Annotated in this window: 10 protein-coding genes; 5 read left to right on the top strand and 5 right to left on the bottom strand. The window is 65.5% G+C overall.

The genetic code is table 11. The features are described 5' to 3' along the window. The first annotated feature begins 7 nt into the window (after positions 1-7). From LR961_RS13790 to LR961_RS13775, 4 genes are all read left to right on the top strand, one after another. On the top strand, positions 8-6,988 hold the full coding sequence (locus LR961_RS13790; protein ID WP_232150428.1) for a filamentous hemagglutinin N-terminal domain-containing protein: 6,981 nt from the start codon (positions 8-10) through the stop codon (positions 6,986-6,988). 34 nt (positions 6,989-7,022) lie between these two features. Beyond that, positions 7,023-8,054: a type VI secretion system protein TssA gene (tssA, locus tag LR961_RS13785; RefSeq protein WP_232150427.1), complete on the top strand. Its 1,032-nt coding sequence runs from the start codon at positions 7,023-7,025 to the stop codon at positions 8,052-8,054. A gap of 389 nt (positions 8,055-8,443) precedes the next feature. Then, on the top strand, positions 8,444-9,457 hold the full coding sequence (locus LR961_RS13780; RefSeq protein ID WP_232150426.1) for a DUF4105 domain-containing protein: 1,014 nt from the start codon (positions 8,444-8,446) through the stop codon (positions 9,455-9,457). After that, on the top strand, positions 9,454-11,421 hold the full coding sequence (locus tag LR961_RS13775; protein WP_232150425.1) for an alpha/beta fold hydrolase: 1,968 nt from the start codon (positions 9,454-9,456) through the stop codon (positions 11,419-11,421). Before LR961_RS13780 ends, LR961_RS13775 begins: the two co-directional genes overlap by 4 nt. A 57-nt stretch (positions 11,422-11,478) precedes the next feature. Here LR961_RS13775 and LR961_RS13770 read toward each other — a convergent pair whose 3' ends face one another. The 5 genes from LR961_RS13770 to LR961_RS13750 all read right to left on the bottom strand — a co-directional run bounded on the left by LR961_RS13770 (position 11,479) and on the right by LR961_RS13750 (position 15,855). Beyond that, complete coding sequence (locus tag LR961_RS13770; protein WP_232150424.1) at positions 11,479-11,886, bottom strand: hypothetical protein; 408 nt, start codon at positions 11,884-11,886, stop codon at positions 11,479-11,481. A gap of 81 nt (positions 11,887-11,967) precedes the next feature. Beyond that, positions 11,968-13,338, bottom strand: a complete 1,371-nt coding sequence (locus tag LR961_RS13765; RefSeq protein ID WP_232150423.1) for an ATP-binding cassette domain-containing protein — start codon at positions 13,336-13,338, stop codon at positions 11,968-11,970. 343 nt (positions 13,339-13,681) lie between these two features. Beyond that, a complete protein-coding gene (locus LR961_RS13760; protein WP_232150418.1) occupies positions 13,682-14,143 on the bottom strand; it encodes a DUF4426 domain-containing protein in 462 nt (153 codons plus the stop codon). 175 nt (positions 14,144-14,318) lie between these two features. After that, a complete protein-coding gene (gene proC, locus LR961_RS13755) occupies positions 14,319-15,164 on the bottom strand; it encodes a pyrroline-5-carboxylate reductase (protein WP_232150417.1) in 846 nt (281 codons plus the stop codon). A gap of 19 nt (positions 15,165-15,183) precedes the next feature. Further along, positions 15,184-15,855, bottom strand: a complete 672-nt coding sequence (locus LR961_RS13750) for a YggS family pyridoxal phosphate-dependent enzyme (protein WP_332311042.1) — start codon at positions 15,853-15,855, stop codon at positions 15,184-15,186. Positions 15,856-15,941: 86 nt separating this feature from the next. On the opposite strand from LR961_RS13750, the gene LR961_RS13745 reads away from it, so the two are divergent. After that, a complete protein-coding gene (locus LR961_RS13745) occupies positions 15,942-16,979 on the top strand; it encodes a type IV pilus twitching motility protein PilT (RefSeq protein WP_232150416.1) in 1,038 nt (345 codons plus the stop codon). Positions 16,980-17,016: the final 37 nt, after the last annotated feature.

Raw genomic sequence — 17,016 nt, 5'->3', positions numbered from 1 at the left:
TCACCGCATGAATCGTATCTATCGTCTGGTGTTCAACGTGGCCACGGGCCAGGTCCAGGTTGCCTCCGAACTTGCCGCCGGCAAGCGTTGCAGCGCAAAGCGCACGCTGTTGGCACCGGCTGCCTTGCGGTTGCTGCCGCTGGCGGTGGCGCTGGGTTGGGCCGGCGCCGCACAGGCCCAGGGGTTGCCCACGGGCTTCAGCTCGGGCGATGCGACGCAATTGGTCAATGGCAACACGATGACGATCACCCAGACCGGCAACAAGGCACGGGTCAACTGGGCTGATTTCAGCATCGGCAATGGTTCGACGGTCAAATTCGATGCACCCAGTGCCGCGTCGGTGGTGCTGAACGTGGTGACCTCCGCGACCCCGAGCCTGATCAACGGCAATCTGAACGGGAACGGGCAGGTATTCGTCATCAACCCGAACGGCATCGTGTTTGGCAACCTGGCGCAGGTCAACGTGGCCGGGTTGGTCGCCAGCTCGCTGGCCCTGGATCAAGATGCCGGCAACGAGTACACATTCAAGCGCGGCAATGGCGGTGCGGCGGCAGTGATCAACCAGGGGACGATCAAGACCAGCGGCGGCCCTGCGGTGTTGCTTGGCTCTGCAGTCACCAACCTGGGTGTCATCAAGGGCACCGACGGTAACGGCGCCAACCCTGGCAGAGGCGGCAGCATCACCCTGGCTGCCGCCTCGGAAGCCAAGGTCACCTACGAGCCGGGCTTCGGAGTGGTCGTCGTCCTGAACGTGCCGACCGATAATCTCGTGGGTGGCAGCTCGGCGGTAAACAACGTCGGCACGCTGGATGCCTCCCTGATTTCATTGCAGGCATCGACAACCCAGGGCCTGGCTGCGACTGCCATCAACATGGGCGGAAGCATCGGTGCCAGCTACTTGATTGCCAATGGCAGCGGTGGCGCCCTGGCGGCAACCGGGACGATCACTGCGGGCGACGTGAGCCTGAGCAGCAGCCATGCGCTCAGCCAGGACACGGACAGCCGTCTGGAGGCCGGCGACCTTGTGCTCAACATCGGCGGCGACGCCGTACTGCCGGGTACCGACAACCGGATCGCAAGCATCGGCGGCACAGTCACCGGCGATCTGATACTGAAGAGTACGGCGGCGCTGGTGCAGAGCCAGGCGCTGAGCGTTGGTGGTCAGACCGCCATCGACGTTGACCCCTTCAGAATCACTCTGAACAACGCGGGCAACAGCTTTGGTGGCAAGGTGCAACTGGCCGGTGGCGTCGTAGACATCAGCTCTTCGACACCGCTGAGCCTGGGTAACGTCACGGCCGAATCGCTGACGGCACGTGCCAGCAGCATCACGTTGAACAACAGCATCGCTACGGACGGTTGGCAGACCTACGATGGCGATGTGCAGCTCGGCAACGATCTCACCCTGAGCAGCGCCAACAACGGCAGCATCGAGTTCAGGCGCAATCTCAGCGGCAGTGGTCATGACCTGGTTATCCAGTCCGACGGCAACGCCGTGTTTTCCGGGACCACGGCGCTGGACAGCCTGTCGGTTTCGGCCGACAGCATCTCCATCGGCGGCAATGTCACAACATCCGGGCAGCAGGACTACCAGAACGCGGTCTCCCTCACCGGCGGGGCCACATTGGCCAGCACCGGCGGCGGCAGGCTTCGCTTCGGCAACACGATCAACGGCAATTATGTGCTGACCACCAGTACCTCGGGCGAGACGCGCTTTGAAGGGGCGATTGGTGGAAGCAGCGCGCTGTCCTCGCTGAGCAGCGTGGGGGGCGGCACCACGTTCCTGTACCACGACGTGAGCACGATGGGCACGCAGCGCTACGACAATGCCGTGAAGCTGGAAGGCAACGTCACGTTGAGCAGTCTCATCGGCGGCAGCCTCGACTTTGGCAGTACGGTCAACGGCCCGTTCGCGCTGATTACCGACAGCTCCGGAACGACGCGGTTCTCAGGTGCGGTGGGTGGGATACAGGTGCTGGACTCGCTCACCACCACGGGCGCAGGCGTGGTCGCCTTGGGCAACAGCGTGACCACGGTCAATGAGCAGGTTTACGGCAGCGCGGTGGTGTTGACGGGCGATACCACGCTTACCAGCACAAGCCCCGATACCAGCAGAGGCAACATCAGCTTCCATGGCGAGGTGAATGGGCAACATGCACTGACCACCAGGGCCGCCGGCAGCACGGTGTTCGGGGCTGACGTCGGCAAAACCATTTCCCTTGGGTCCCTGAGTATCGGTGGCGGTGGAACCACGCATTTTGGCGGGACGATCAGGGCCGTCAACGATGTGCGTTTCAACGATGCAGTGTCCCTGGCAAGCCCCAGCAAGGTCTTCAGCAGCGCCGGCCACGTCGTGTTTGGCAACACGGTCACCGGCCCGTGGCAGTTGGATGCTGGTGGCAGCGCGGGCACGGCATTCCTTGGAAAGGTTGATGTGGGCCTGTTGGATGTCACCGGCGGTGTGACCACACTGGGCGCGGATGTCGATGTGGCGGTATCGGCGAGGTTTGCTGGTCCGGTGACGTTGTCTTCCGACGTGAAGGTGAGTGGCCGGATATTGCAGTTCGACGGAGCCATCAACGGCGGACATGCGCTGGACCTGCAGGCCACGACTGTCACGGTGGGCGATGATATCGGTGCGGTGGATCCCCTGGCCTCGCTGAAAATCAACACGCAGATTCTCAACCTGGCCGGTGGTATCGCCACCAGCGGTGGTCTGTCATTGAAAGCCGTCGGCGGTTTGACCCAGGGCGCCGCGTTCGAGGTGGGTGGCGCAGCCAGCTTCACGTCCGAAAGCGACATCACCCTGGGCAATGCCGGCAACCGCTTTGACGGTTCGGTCACGCTGGATGGTGCGGATGTGACCATCAACGCCAGCACCGGGTTGGATATGGTGAGTGTGCAGGCCGACAGCCTGGATGCCACGGCGGTTGGCCAACTCAATCTGGCCAATGCGGATAGCACCGGCAACAGCACGCTTCGCGGCGGTGCCATCGACCTGAACAACGTGCAGGTGGGCGGTAACCTGCATGCAACCAGCGATGGCACGATCACTCAGACCGGCGCTGTGCACGTCGTCGGCGGCAGCACGTTGAACGCAGCGGGCAACATCACGCTGCAGAACACAGCCAACACCTTCGACGGTGCACTGCAGTTGCAGGGGGATGCCGTGGCGATCCGGGCCGCCGGCAACATGCTGGTTGCAAGTCTGGCCAGCGGTGCCAACGCGGCGGTGACATTGGTCGCCGGAGGCGTGCTCCAGGTGCAGCCCGTGATCAACACCGGCACTGCAAATCTGGCCCTGCGTTCGTTGGGCGGCAGCCTGAGCATCGGCAATGCCCTGACCGGCGCACAGGTGGCGTTGGAGGCGCGCGATGGTATCTCCATCGCCAGCGATGTGACGGCTTCGCGATTGTCCCTGCACAGCCAGAGCGGGCCGATCACCCAGACCGGCGGCAACCTGCTGGTAAGCGGTACCAGCGACGTGGACGCAGGTTCGAGCGACATCACGCTTGCCAATATCGGCAACTATTTTGGCGGGGCGGTCAGCCTGACCGGTGGCGCGGTCAAGATCGCCGCAGGCAGCGCTTTGCAGCTGGACGACGTGACCGCCGGCAGTCTCCTTGCCACCGGCAACAGCGGTTTGAGCGTGGCCAACGCGGGCATTGACGGCCTTGCAACGCTTGACGCGGGCAGCGGCGCTCTGGTGCTGAGCAATGTGCACGTGGGTGCCGACCTGATAGCCACCGGCGCGTTGATCACGCAGACCGGCACACTGGACGTCACCGACACGGCAACGCTGACCAGCCCAGGGAGCATCGCGCTGAACGGCATTGTTGCCGGCGACCTGGTCGCCAATGCGGGCAACGGCTTGAGCGTCATTGGTGCGGATATCGGTCAGAGCGCTTCACTGCATGCCGGCCTGGGTGCGTTGACGCTCAGCGACGTGGACGCAGGCGCCGATCTGACCGGCAGCGGAACCTCGATCACCCAAACCGGAACCTTGGCCGCGGCCGGCGTCGCCACGCTGACCAGCGCAGGCACCATCGCGCTGCGCAATGTCGGTGGTGGCAGCCTCATCGCCAGTGCCGGCACCGGTCTGGACGTGAATGGCATGAATCTCACCGGCGACGCGTCGCTGGATGCGGGCACTGGCGCGTTGACGCTCAACAACGTCGGCGCGGGTGGTGATCTGACCGGCAGCGGTAGCTCGATCACGCAGATGGGAACGCTCACTGCAACCGGTGTCGCCACGTTGACCAGCGCAGGCACCATCGCGCTGAGCAATGTCGGCGGTGGCAGCCTTGTCGCCAATGCCGGAGCCGGTCTGGACGTGGATGTCGCGTATCTCGCCGGCGACGCATCGCTGGACGCGGGCAGTGGCGCGTTGACGCTCAACAACGTTGTCGTTGGTGGGGATGTGACCGGAACCGGCGCATCAATCACGCAAACCGGAACGCTCACTGCAAACGGCGTCGCCACGTTGACCAGCGCAGGCACCATCGCGCTGAGCTATGTCGGCGGTGGCAGCCTTGTCGCCAATGCCGGCACCGGTCTGGACGTGAATGGCACGTATCTCGCCAGCGACGCATCGCTGAACGCGGGCAGTGGCGCGTTGACGCTCAACAACATCCGCACGGGCGGCAATCTGACCGGTACCGGCAGCTCGATCGCGCAGACGGGAACGCTCGCTGCAAACGGCGTCGCCACCTTGACCAGCGCAGGCAACATCGCTTTGAGCAATGTTGGCGGTGGTGGCCTTGTCGCGCGTGCCGGCAGCGGCCTGAGTGTCGGTGGAGCCAATGTTGGCCGCGATGTGGTGCTGGATGCGGGTAATGGGGCGTTGACGCTCGCCAACGTGCGGGCGGGCGGCAACCTGACCGGCACCGGTACGTCGATCAGGCAAACCGGCGCGCTTGCCGCAGCCGGTACCGCCACGCTGACCAGTGCAGGAAACATCGCGCTGAGCAATGTGGGCGGTGGCAACCTGGTCGCCAATGCCGGCACCGGCCTGGAGGTGGTTGGCGCAGACCTCGCCCGCGATGCTTCGCTGGATGCGGGCAATGGCGCGCTGGCGCTCAGCAACATCCGCACGGGCGGCAATCTCACCGGCACCGGTGCCTCGATCACGCAAAGCGGAACCTTGACCGCAGCCGGTACCGCCACGCTGACCAGCGCAGGCAATATCGCATTGAGCAACGTCGCTGCTGGCCGTCTTTCCGCCAGCGGTGAGGGCCTGAGCGTGACCGGCGGGGCGATCGGGGGGGATGCCGCGCTTGCCGCCGGAAACGGTTCGCTGTCGGTGGGCAATCTGGCCGTTGGCGGAAACCTGCAGGCCAGCGCTGCGCATATCGGCCAGAACGACACGCTCAACGTTGCCGGCAACACCGACCTGCGCAGCAATGGCGACATTGTGCTGGACAACGCAGGCAACCACTTTGGTGGTGCCGTGGCACTGAGTGGGCAGCAGGTAGCGATCGTGGCCGGTGACGGCCTGGAGCTTGGTCAGGTGGACGTCGCATCGTTGCGGGCTCACTCCGGTGGCGCGCTGCGTGTGCGCAACGCGGTCATCGCCGGCAATGCCATGCTGGAGGGGCAGGGCGTTCTGACTGGCACCACCCGCGTGGGCGGCGACCTGAGTGTGGTCAGTGGTGCGGGCATCGACCAGGACGGCAGCAGCCAGGTGCAGGGCAGCAGCAGCTTCGTCGCGGCGGGGCCGATCACGCTGGACAACGACGGCAACGATTTCCGTGGCAGCGTGAGCGCCAGCGGCGACGGCATCACCCTGGTCGATGCCAACGATCTGCAGGTGGCTGCGCTGTCCAACGGTGCTGGCTCTGGCAGTCCGCAGGCGGCAGCTTCCAATGGCGGTGGGTCGGGCAACATCACGGTGGTGGCAGGTGGCAACCTGTCCCTGCCTGCGAGCGCGATCGATGCCGGCAACGGCGTACTGACCCTGCGTGCCAATGGTGGCCCGCTTGCGGTGCGCGGTGCACTTGCCGGGCGCGAAGTCGTGTTGGGGACCAGCGGCGAGATGACGCTGGGCGCCGACATCAGTGCCCGCGATGTGCTCGACTTGCAGGCCGGCGGTGGCATCAACCAGACCGCTGGCAGGCTGTCGACGGCAGTGCTGCGTGGCCAGGCAGGCGGCAATGTGAATCTGTCCGGTGACAACCGGATTGCCGCGCTGGGCGATTTCAGCGCCAGCGCCCTGCAACTGGTCAATGGCAGCAGCCTGGCGCTGACCGGCAATGTGCAGGCCGGCGGCAAGGCGCTGCTGGATGTACGCGGGGGTGACCTGCGCCTGGATGGGCGATTGGCCGCCGATGCGGTGCATCTGCAATCGTCCGGTGCGATCACGCAGGGCCAGGGCAGCAGCATCGTTGCCGCACAGCTCAGTGGCCGCTCCGGTGGCGCCACCCAGCTCGGCAGCGCCAATGGGTTTGCCGCCAACCGGGTCGGACTGCTGGGCAACTTCTACGCCGGCAATGGCTTCAGCCTGACCAATGCCAGCACGCTGACCTTGGGTGCGGTAGACGGCAGTGCCTACAGCGTTGATGCCGGCAGCGGCGCGTTCTATCTGAAGGTCGATGGCGGTGACTTGTTGCAGCGGGGGACCACGCCGGTTCTTGCCAGCAAGTCGAACTGGTGGTCCAGCGGTGGTATCGGTACGGCCACTGCACCGATCTACCTGATCACCACCGCAGGGGGCACCGTGGTCGATTACGTCGGCAGGCCACCGGCCTATTTCAACGCGTTGCAGGCCGACGGCAGTGCCGTGGCGATCAATGGTTCGGTCAACCTGCCGGTGGTCGCCATCGGCAGCCGCGCGCAGAGCGGTTCGATGCGGCGCATGGCCTATGTGGATGTGGGTGCGTTGAGTGCGGAGTACCGCGCCTTCGGCATCGTCAAGCCGGGCATCCGTCTGCCGGCCCATCAGGTGGTCGCCTGCGACGCGGGCGATCCCGATGCCGAGTGCGCGCAATGAATCCCATGATCTGGATGCACAGGAGAGTTCGTCGATGAGCGGTCAATACGATCTGCAGGCCTTGTGGGCGGACCTGTCCGAGCAGGCACCGTGCGGGCTGGATCTGGAATACGACGCCGAGTTCATGGCCCTGGAGCGGGTGGCCACCCAACGGAGTGAACGGGCCATCGGCGACAGCGTGATTGCCGCCGAGCCGCCGGATTGGGAGCGGGTGGGCGAGCAGGCCATGGCGCTGGCGCAGCGCACCCGCGACCTGCGCGTGGCCATGCACCTGACCCGCGCCTGGACCCGCCAGCGCGGCCTGAACGGCTGGGCCGACGGCCTGACCCTGCTGCGCGGTCTGCTCGACCAGCAATGGGCGGCGGTGCATCCGCAGCTGGATGCCGATGACGACGACGACCCCACCGCGCGGGTCAACGCGCTGATCGGCCTGTCCGACCCGCAGGATGCGTTGGCGCTGCTGCGAGGCACGTGGTTCGTGCAGTCGCCCCGGCTTGGTCGCTTCAGCCTGCGCGACCTGCGCGTGGCCGAAGGCACGCTGCAACCCAGCCAGGGCAGCGATACGCCGCCGCCGTCACTGTTGGAAATCGAAGCCTGCTGCCGCGATTGCGAAGCGCAGGCACTGGCCGACACCGCGCAGGTGCTGCGCCGCGCGCTGGACGATGCGCGTGCGCTCGACCAATTGCTGTCGGAGCGGCTAGGCACTTTGGCACCGGACCTGAAGGCGCTGCTGACGGATCTGTCGGAGCTGGACCGCTTCGTGCAATCGCAGTACCAGGCACGCGAAGGCAATGCGATGCCGGCGGCGGAGGATGCGCAGGCACCGGTCGCAGCGGGGCAGCCCGTCGCGGTGCCGGGGCAGATCAACGGGCCGGAGGATGTGCGTCGGCGCCTGGACGAGATCTGCGATTTCTATGCGCGCAACGAACCCTCCAGCCCGGTGCCGCTGCTGCTGCGGCGCGCACGTCGATTGGTGGGTTGCGACTTCCTGGCCCTGCTCAAGGACCTCACGCCCAACGGCCTGGACGAACTGGAACGGGTGGTTGGGCGCAGCGAGGCGGAGTAACCGGGAAGGAGAGTGGCCGGTGTACCCGGCCGTGGATGTTGCCGTTCACCGGCCAGCACCGGCGCCGGGGCGCAGCACCTGGCCTGGCCCATGATTCTCGCGGTCCGGGCATAAATCGATAAAAAACAATGGGTTGATGGCTCCGTCGGCCGTTTCGGAGCCACATCGACAGACAGGCCGCCCGTCCGCATTGGCGCGCTTCCCGTAATCCACCCCGACCGATACCTGCCTGATCCCACGCTTTCACTCTGATTCCTGCGTCCGGCACGCTATCGTTGCGCCGGGCCGCCGAGGCCCGTGAATTGACGGCAAGGCTGGCCGACAGGCGCAGCCGGTATGGCATGGAGGTTGGTGTGGCGAATGTTGGGGTGCGGGGCCTGCATAGCGTGATGCGGGGTATCGGTTGCGGCGTGCTTGCCCTGTTGTGTCTGGCGGTGGGTATATGGGGCGGATTGGCGTTGTGGTTCCAGTTCCCCGGCAACGTCGTGGCGCGGGTGGCGGTGATCCTGGTGTGGTGCATTCCCGGCGTATGGGCGCTGCGTGCCAGTTTCGGGCCGAAGCGGCGCTGGCATTCGTTGGCCGTGTTTGCTGCGGTGTTCGCGTTGATGCTGGTCTGGTGGGCAACGATCACTCCACGCCAGGACCGGGTATGGGCCGACGATGTCGCCCAGCCGCTGCGCGCACGCATCGAAGGCAATCGCCTGCTGATCGACAACGTGCGTGATTTCCGCTGGCGCACCGAGAAGGATTACGACATTGCCTGGGAGCGCCGCGAGTACGACTTGTCGCAGGTGCAGTCGGTGGACATGATCCTGTCCTACTGGATGGGCCCGGCCATCGCCCACACGCTGGTGTCGTTCGGCTTCGCCGATGGCCGACAGTTGGTGTTCTCGCTGGAGATCCGCAAGGAACAGCATGAGTCGTTCTCCGCGCTGGGGGGCTTTTTCCGCAAATTCGAAGTGGTGCTGGTGGCCTCGGACGAGCGCGACATCGTGCGTGTGCGCAGCAACGTGCGTGGCGAGGATGTCTATCTGTACCGCCTGCATGGCCTGAGCCAGGACGAGATGCGCGCGCTGCTGCGGGTGTACGTGGAGCAGGCGCAGCAGCTGGAGCGCGAGCCGCGTTTCTACAACACGCTGACCAGCAACTGCACCACGGTGGTGTTCGCGCTGATGCGTGGCATCGTGCCGGGCCTTCCGCTGGACTACCGCCTGCTGCTGTCGGGCTATCTGGCCGAATACGCCGCCGATGTCGGCGGGCTGACGCCGGGCGTGAGCCAGGCGCAGCTGCAACAGCGCGGGCGCATCACCCAGCGCGCCCGCGATGCCGGTGATGCAGCTGATTTCTCCCGCCGGATACGCCAGGGCGTGCCGGGAATTCCCAGTCAAGGAAATGCTCCATGAGTTCAGCGTCACAGGCACGGATACGCCGTTGGTTGCCGCTGTTTGCGGTGATGGCGCTGCTGCTGAGCAGCGGCTGCGCGATGGTGAAGATGAAGTCGGTCACCACCACCGACCATGTCATGGCCAAGCGTGGCGATATCCTCAACAACGGCAAGTTGAGCGCGTTGTCGCAGGAAGCCTTGTCGGTGATCGGCTTGACCGCCAGTGCCTGCGACAAGGACCTGGCCGCCTGCCGGCAGACCGTGTCCACCGTGGACGGCCTGCAGACCGAACAGCGGCTTTCGACCCTGGCGGAACTGTGGATGCAGGAAGCGCTGGCGCTGACCCCGAAGAAGGGCGGGGAGGACGTCGAGCTGCCACCACAGGCGCTGGATGCATGGCTGGAGACGGCACGTTACTCGTACGCCTATCTGTTCTTCAGTGGGCGCACGCCTGCGCAGCGGGCGTTGGAAGACCGGCTCACCCAGGTGCGTGACTACTACAACTACGCCGCCGAGCAGGCATCCTCGGTGGTGTTCCAGCGCACGCGCATGCGGGCAATGGAGGGTGAGGACATCCTGCGCCCGGTGCAACTGGACCGCTGGACCATCAGCACCGATTTCGCCCGCCTGCCGGTGACCAGCATTCCCAAGCAGCTGCTGTCGGCCTCGTCGGTGAGCTTTGCCGGCCTGCGTAGTTCCTATCGACGCGATGGCTTCGGCGCCGAGCTGGTGGTGGTGATGGAGAAATCATCGCTCGCACTGCCGGTGGATGGCCCCGGCGATGACGCGCCGAAGCTGCCGGTTTTCAGCGAGATGCCGGCGATCAACGCCACCACGCTGCTGCATTTCTCCGGTGACACATTGGAGCAGGTGCTGGCCACGCGCGAGGTCCGGCTGGAGGCTTATTCGCCGGACACCACCACCAGCATCGTCCTGCGCGGGCAGGAAGTGCCGCTGGCGGCCAACTTCACCGCCGCCTACGGGGTGTGGCTGGCGCAGTCCGGTTTTGCCGGTGAATCGCTGCGCACGCTGTTTGGCCGAGGCGAGGGCATCCGCGAGCCGCACATCTACCTGATGCAGCCCTACGATCCCAACCGGCGCATCATCTTCATGCTGCATGGCCTTGCCAGCAGCCCGGAAGCGTGGGTGAACCTGGTCAACGAGATCATGGGTGATACGGAGATGCGCAAGCACTACCAGGTGTGGTCCGTGTACTACCCGACCAATGCGCCGATCGCCTTGAACCGTTACACGGTGAGCAATGCCTTCAACGGCACGCTGCGCCACTTCGACCCGAAGGGTTCCGCGCCGGCATCGCAGGACATGGTGTTCATCGGCCACAGCATGGGCGGGGTGATCGCGCGGCTGATGCTCAGCAGCTCCGGCGAGGTGCTGTGGGACGACGCGGTGCAACGTTACAAATTGCAGGGCGAGCGTCTGAAGCGGGTGGAAACCCGGCTGGGGCCGCTATTGCATTTCACCCCGCAGCCGAACGTGGAGCGGGCGATCTTCATCGCCTCGCCACATCGCGGCACCGAAGCGGCCAGCAACAGCCTCGGCCGCATGATCGGCAAGCTGGTGCGGCTGCCGATCACCATCCTTGGCAAGTTCGCCGATGTGTTCCTGGACCTGCAAAGCCCCGATGAGAACGGCGCCAAGCCCAAGGAACCGCGCGTGGGCACCAGCATCGACAACCTCAAGGCCAGCGACCCGTTCATCGAGTTGTCGTCCACGCTGCCGATCGCACCGGGCCTGAAGTACCACTCCATCATTGCCCAGCGCAAAGCCGACGTGCCGCTGGCCCAGTCCGATGACGGGCTGGTGCCGTACTGGAGCGCGCACCTGGATGGCGCGTTGTCGGAGAAGGTCATCATCTCCGGCCACAGCGTGCAGGAAACACCGGAGGCGGTGCTGGAAGTGCGGCGCATCCTGCGCCAGGACCTGAAGGACGAGAACGCCTTGCCCGCAGGCGAAAGTCCCTGAATGCCAGGGCAAGCGGTGGGCCGTTCGGGCCCACGCTTGCCGCCAGCTCGCAACCGGTCAGATCTGCGCTTCGATCAACGGCATGGCCAGGCGCGAGCGGGTCAGCGCCATGCCCAGGTTGGCGGTGCGACGGCAGACGAACACCATCACGTAGTCCGGGTAGCGCTTGCCGCGCATGAAGATGTGGATCAGGTTTTCACTGTTGACGATGATTTCCTGGAAGTAGTGCGCGCCTTCCTGCTCCTGCAGGCCGCGCGCACGACGGAACATCTGCTCGATGGTGCGGATGTTCGGGCCCTGGTACAGATCGGCGGTGGCGGCGGCCACCAGGTCCAGCACTTCGCGCGGATGCGAGTCCACGGTCTTGACCGACAGCAGCATGCCGGAGCTGATATCGACGTAGCCGGCGGCCACGCATTCGGGAATGGAGGCGACGGATTGCTGCAGGACGCTGTCGAGGGACATTGGGGGGAGTTCCTTGGGGGAGGGAAAACAACAGCCGTGCCGGCCCGACATGCGGGCCTGTGGCAGGCAAAGAGAGTCAGTTCACTGGCAGGCGCGGATCAGCAGGTTTTCTTCCAGCGCGTACAGCAGCGCTTCCTGCTCGTTGGACTGGACGAAGCCAGGCTCGATGGTGCGCAGCCGGCGCAGGGCTTCCTCCGCGGTCAGCCCCTGCTGGATCAGCCAGGCGGCAAGCACCAGACCGGTACGGCCCAGGCCGGCCAGGCAGTGCACCGCCACCACTTCACCCTGGCGCAGCATCACTTCGATCTTGGCCAGCAGCAGCTTGGCCCACAGCAGCGGCGGCGCCCTGCGGTCGGCGATGCCCAGGTGATAGCTGCGCAGGCCGTGGCGGGCCAGGGCCTCGGCCGGCATGGCGTTCTCGGTCAGATTGACCAGCACGGTGATGCCCACGCCGCGCAGCAAGGCCAGGTCGTGGTCGATGGCGAACACCACGCCGGGCATCGGGCAACCGGCCAGCTTGCCCGGTTCCAGCCAATGAAAACCATTGGGACCACGGCGCAATGACGTGGCTTGCAGCATCACCTGCGACGGCGCGGCAAGCTGCGCAGCAGTGCTGATCTGGACGGGAACGGCCAGGGCCGGACTTTCCTGCATGGGGGGGGCGATCACGGGAACTGCGACGTTCTCGGCCAGATCCTCGGCGCGTGCATCCGGTGCCGGGACATGGCAACTGCCAGTGCGCAGAAACTGCGCGAGCACCGGGTGCTGCGCGCGGTTGGCGAAGAAATCATCGGCCGCTGCATCCACCTGCACCTGGCCTCCGGCCAGCAGCAGCACCCGCGAGGCGATGCGCCGCGCCTGGCCCTGGTGATGCAAGCTGACCAGGCAGGTGTGGGTGAGTGCAAGCCGCTGGATCAAAGACAACACCGCGTCGGCATCGTCGGCGGGCAGTTCGCTGGTGGGTTCGTCGATCAACAACAACGGGCTGCCGGTGAAGGCGGCGCGCAGGATCGCCAGTTGTCGCGCCAATCCACGCGGCAGGTCGATCACGCGCTGCTGCAGCCGTTCGGCCAGTGCGTCGGCGCCCAATGCAAGCAGGCGTTCGGTAACGGCCTGGCGCAACGCCAGTGGTGTAGCGCTGCACTGCTGGCGCAACGCCAGTGGTGTAGCGCTGCACTGCTGGCGCAACGCAGCGGCCAGGTTTTCGAGGACGCTGAAGCCCAGTTCGCGTGGCAGTTGCTGGACCAGTGCCGGTGGCGACGGTGCTTCGCTCAGCGGCTGGCCCTGGAACAGCAACTGCCCCCAACGCTCACCATGAGCGCTGTGCTGCCCGGACAGCGCATGCAGCAGCGAGGACTTGCCGGTGCCGGCTGGCCCCATCACCACGACAACACCCGGGCCATCGATAGTGAGATCGAGGCTGGCATGCACGATGCGGCGGCCACGGCTCATGCCCCAGGCCTGGAGTTGGAGCAGTGGAGCGGTACTGATTGAAGCCGGACAAAGGGAATGCATGCAGCGTTGTCCGCGTCGATGACCTGCATCGACAGCGGACGCAATCTAAAAAGTGGCGGTCAGTATGGTTGGCAACGCATGCAAGTCAATTTGAATTTTGTGCCGGAGTCTGCGCAGCGGCTGCAATCGCGCGCCGGCTGCTGCCTGCCGGGTCGCGTCAGCTATCGAATTGATCGCAAAGGCAAACCGCGTTGGTGTTGCGCACGGAAAGTGGCAAGACAGTGCGGTCGTGGCAACAGCAACAAGCCATTTGCGTCACGTTTCCGGGTTTTGATGATGTTCAGAAATTGCGCTCGAAGCGGATGTTGCCCTGGCCCTTGTCCGCAATTACCTGCAACTCCACCCGCAGTTGATCGTGCGGATGCGCATCCAGCACGCCGATCAGATCGGTGTATTCGCCGGTCTGCACCGGGCGCAATGCAACCTGCTGGCGTTTGCCTGACAGATCCACTGCGGTGGCGGTTACCTCGCCGCTGCCGGGCAGCTCATCGCCATCGCGCAGTTCGCGCAACGCCACCACCAGCAGGGCGCGGTTGGCCTCGCGGCGCACGCCGTAGCTGCCGGCCACCGCGTCATTCATCGCCAGCGTCGGCAGCAGGTTGTAATGCACACGCACCGTGCCCAGGTCGGCATGGCCCGGTTGTGGTTGCACCGCCGTCGCCGGACGCGGGATTTCCTGTGCGCTGCAGGCAGCCAGCAACAGCAGGCCGATCGACAACAACGGCTTGGTCGAATGACGCATGGTGGTGCTCCGGAAGCGATGGGAAGGCAATTGCCACAACCCCGTAGGTGCGGCTTCAGCCGCGAACCTGTTGATCCAGCCGCCGCCGGAGCATCCGCAGTTGCAGGATGTTCCGGCATGGGACGAATGGCCAGCTTCGCGGCTGACGCCGCTCCTGCAGGCCAGTGCCGCGGTATCAATCATTGGCCGCCGACAGCTCCCCGCCTCGGCGGGCAGCAGCGGCGATCGCGCGCGATGTCAGCGCCTCGAAGCCGCCGGCCTGGAACGTCTCGATCGCGGCCTGGGTGGTGCCGCCGGGTGAAGTGACACGGCGGCGCAGCTCGGCCGGGGCCTCACCGCTTTCGGTGAGCATGCGTGCCGCGCCCAGCACGGTGTCCAGTACCAGCATGCGCGCCGCGTCGGCCGGCAGGCCCTGTTCGAGCGCGGCTGCTTCCATGGCCTCGGCCAGCAGGAACACATACGCCGGGCCGCTGCCGGAGACAGCGGTCACCGCATCCATCTTGTCCTCGCTGGCAATCCAGACGGTGCGCCCGGCGCTGGCCAGCACCTGCTCGGCCTGGGTGCGTTGTTCGGCCGAAACCCGTGCATTGGCGAACAGGCCGGTGACACCGGCGCCGAGCAGGGCCGGCGTGTTGGGCATGGCGCGGACGACGGACTGGCTGCCACCGAGCCAACGCTCCAGCTGTGCGGCGGTGATACCGGCAGCGATGGAGACCACCAGCGGCTGTTGCCGTGCCGCATGCTCGGCCAGTGCCGCGCACACGCTGCGCATCACCTGCGGCTTGACCGCCATCACCCACAGCGTGGCGTGGCTGGCGGCGGTTTCGGCCTGCTCATGCGGGGTGATGCCGAAATCCTGTTGCAGCGCCTCGCGCAATGCCGCCACCGGCTCGGCCACGTGGATGCGCGCACCGGGCATGCCGCGGCGCACCAAACCGGCAATCAGGCTGCGGGCCATGTTGCCGCCGCCGATGAAGGCGATGTCGGTATCGGGAAGGGCGGCATGTTCGGTGGCGGTCATCAGCGGTCTCGACGGCGGATCAAAGGGAAGGGCGGGGGCCAAACAGCGCGCTGCCAACGCGCACCATCGTCGAACCGGCGGCGATGGCTTCGGCAAAGTCGGCGCTCATGCCCATCGACAGTGTATCCACCTGCTCGTGGCGCGCCGCCAGGGTGTCGAACAGGGCACGCATGCGGGCGAATGCGGCCTGGCGCTTTTCCTGCTCGGGGAAGGGCGCGGGGATGGCCATCAGCCCGCGCAGGCGCAGCCGCTCGTGGCCGACGATTGCCTCGGCCAGCGCATTCACCTGCTCGGGCCGGCAGCCGTGCTTGCTGTCCTCGTCGTCAATGTTGACCTGGATCAGCACGTTGAGCGGGGCCAGCCCGGCCGGGCGGTGCTGGGCCAGGGCCTGCACCAGCTTGGGGCGGTCCACGGTCTGCACCCAGTCGAAAATGCGGGCGGCCAGCTCGGCCTTGTTCGATTGCAGGTGGCCGATCAGGTGCCACTCCAGGCCCTGCCCGGAAAGCGCCTGGATCTTCGCATCGGCTTCCTGCACGTAGTTTTCACCGAACGCGCGCTGTCCTTGGGCGGCCAGTGCCGACACCGCCTCGGCCGGCTGCAGCTTGGAAACGGCCAGCAGGCGGACCGGCCGGGTGGGGCTGGAAACCCCGGCGATCTGGCGCTGGAGTGTGGCAAGCGACACGGTTTGCACGTGGGTCAACCTCTTACTCGGGAACGCTATACTGCCCGGCAGGGGAAACACCTTCCAGATACTCGCAACAGGGGATAACGCGGCGTATGGATATCGCTGAACTTTTGGCGTTCTCGGTCAAGAACAAAGCCTCCGACCTTCACCTTTCCGCCGGCCTGCCGCCGATGATCCGCGTGGATGGCGACGTACGTCGCATCAACATCCCGGCGCTGGACCACAAGCAGGTGCACGCGCTGGTGTACGACATCATGTCGGACAAGCAGCGGCGTGATTATGAGGAATTCCTCGAAGTCGATTTCTCGTTCGAGATTCCTTCGCTGGCACGCTTCCGTGTCAACGCCTTCAACCAGAACCGTGGCGCCGGTGCGGTGTTCCGTACCATTCCCTCGGAAGTGTTGACGCTGGAAGACCTCGGCTGCCCGCCGATCTTCCGCCAGCTGATCGAACAGCCGCAGGGCCTGATCCTGGTGACCGGCCCGACCGGTTCGGGCAAGTCGACCACGCTGGCGGCGATGATCGACCACATCAACAAGAACGAATACGGCCACATCCTCACCGTCGAGGACCCGATCGAATTCGTGCATACCTCGCAGAAGTGCCTGATCAACCAGCGCGAAGTGCACCGCGACACGCACGGCTTCAACGAAGCGCTGCGTTCGGCGCTGCGTGAAGACCCGGACATCATCCTGGTCGGCGAATTGCGTGACCTGGAAACCATCCGTCTGGCATTGACCGCTGCCGAAACCGGCCACCTGGTGTTCGGTACGCTGCATACCAGCTCGGCGGCCAAGACCATCGACCGAATCATCGACGTGTTCCCGGCCGGCGAAAAGCCGATGGTGCGCTCGATGCTGTCCGAGTCGCTGCGCGCGGTGATCTCGCAGGCGCTGCTCAAGCGCGTAGGCGGCGGCCGTATCGCCTCGCACGAAATCATGGTGGCCACGCCTGCCATCCGTAACCTGATCCGCGAAGACAAGGTGGCGCAGATGTACTCGTCCATCCAGACCGGTCAGGCGGTGGGCATGCAGACCCTGGACCAGAACCTGCAGGACCTGGTCAAGCGCAGCCTGATCACGCGCAACCAGGCCAAGGAATACGCAAAGGACAAGCGGTTGTTTGAGTAAGCAGGGAATGGAAAGCAGGGTAGTGGGAACGGCTTGG

Source organism: Stenotrophomonas sp. SY1 (assembly GCF_021202945.1).
In the GTDB taxonomy this organism is placed as follows: Bacteria; Pseudomonadota; Gammaproteobacteria; order Xanthomonadales; family Xanthomonadaceae; genus Stenotrophomonas.
Note: the sequence above shows the minus strand (reverse complement) of the source record. Positions and strands in the feature narration are given on the sequence as shown.

Coding starts and splice junctions, on each gene's coding strand:
- LR961_RS13780 (WP_232150426.1), top strand. CDS start 8,444: ATGCGGGGTATCGGTTGCGGCGTGCTTGCCCTGTTGTGTCTGGCGGTG.
- LR961_RS13745 (WP_232150416.1), top strand. CDS start 15,942: ATGGATATCGCTGAACTTTTGGCGTTCTCGGTCAAGAACAAAGCCTCC.
- proC (WP_232150417.1), bottom strand. CDS start 15,164: ATGACCGCCACCGAACATGCCGCCCTTCCCGATACCGACATCGCCTTC.
- LR961_RS13760 (WP_232150418.1), bottom strand. CDS start 14,143: ATGCGTCATTCGACCAAGCCGTTGTTGTCGATCGGCCTGCTGTTGCTG.
- LR961_RS13775 (WP_232150425.1), top strand. CDS start 9,454: ATGAGTTCAGCGTCACAGGCACGGATACGCCGTTGGTTGCCGCTGTTT.
- tssA (WP_232150427.1), top strand. CDS start 7,023: ATGAGCGGTCAATACGATCTGCAGGCCTTGTGGGCGGACCTGTCCGAG.
- LR961_RS13770 (WP_232150424.1), bottom strand. CDS start 11,886: ATGTCCCTCGACAGCGTCCTGCAGCAATCCGTCGCCTCCATTCCCGAA.
- LR961_RS13790 (WP_232150428.1), top strand. CDS start 8: ATGAATCGTATCTATCGTCTGGTGTTCAACGTGGCCACGGGCCAGGTC.
- LR961_RS13765 (WP_232150423.1), bottom strand. CDS start 13,338: ATGAGCCGTGGCCGCCGCATCGTGCATGCCAGCCTCGATCTCACTATC.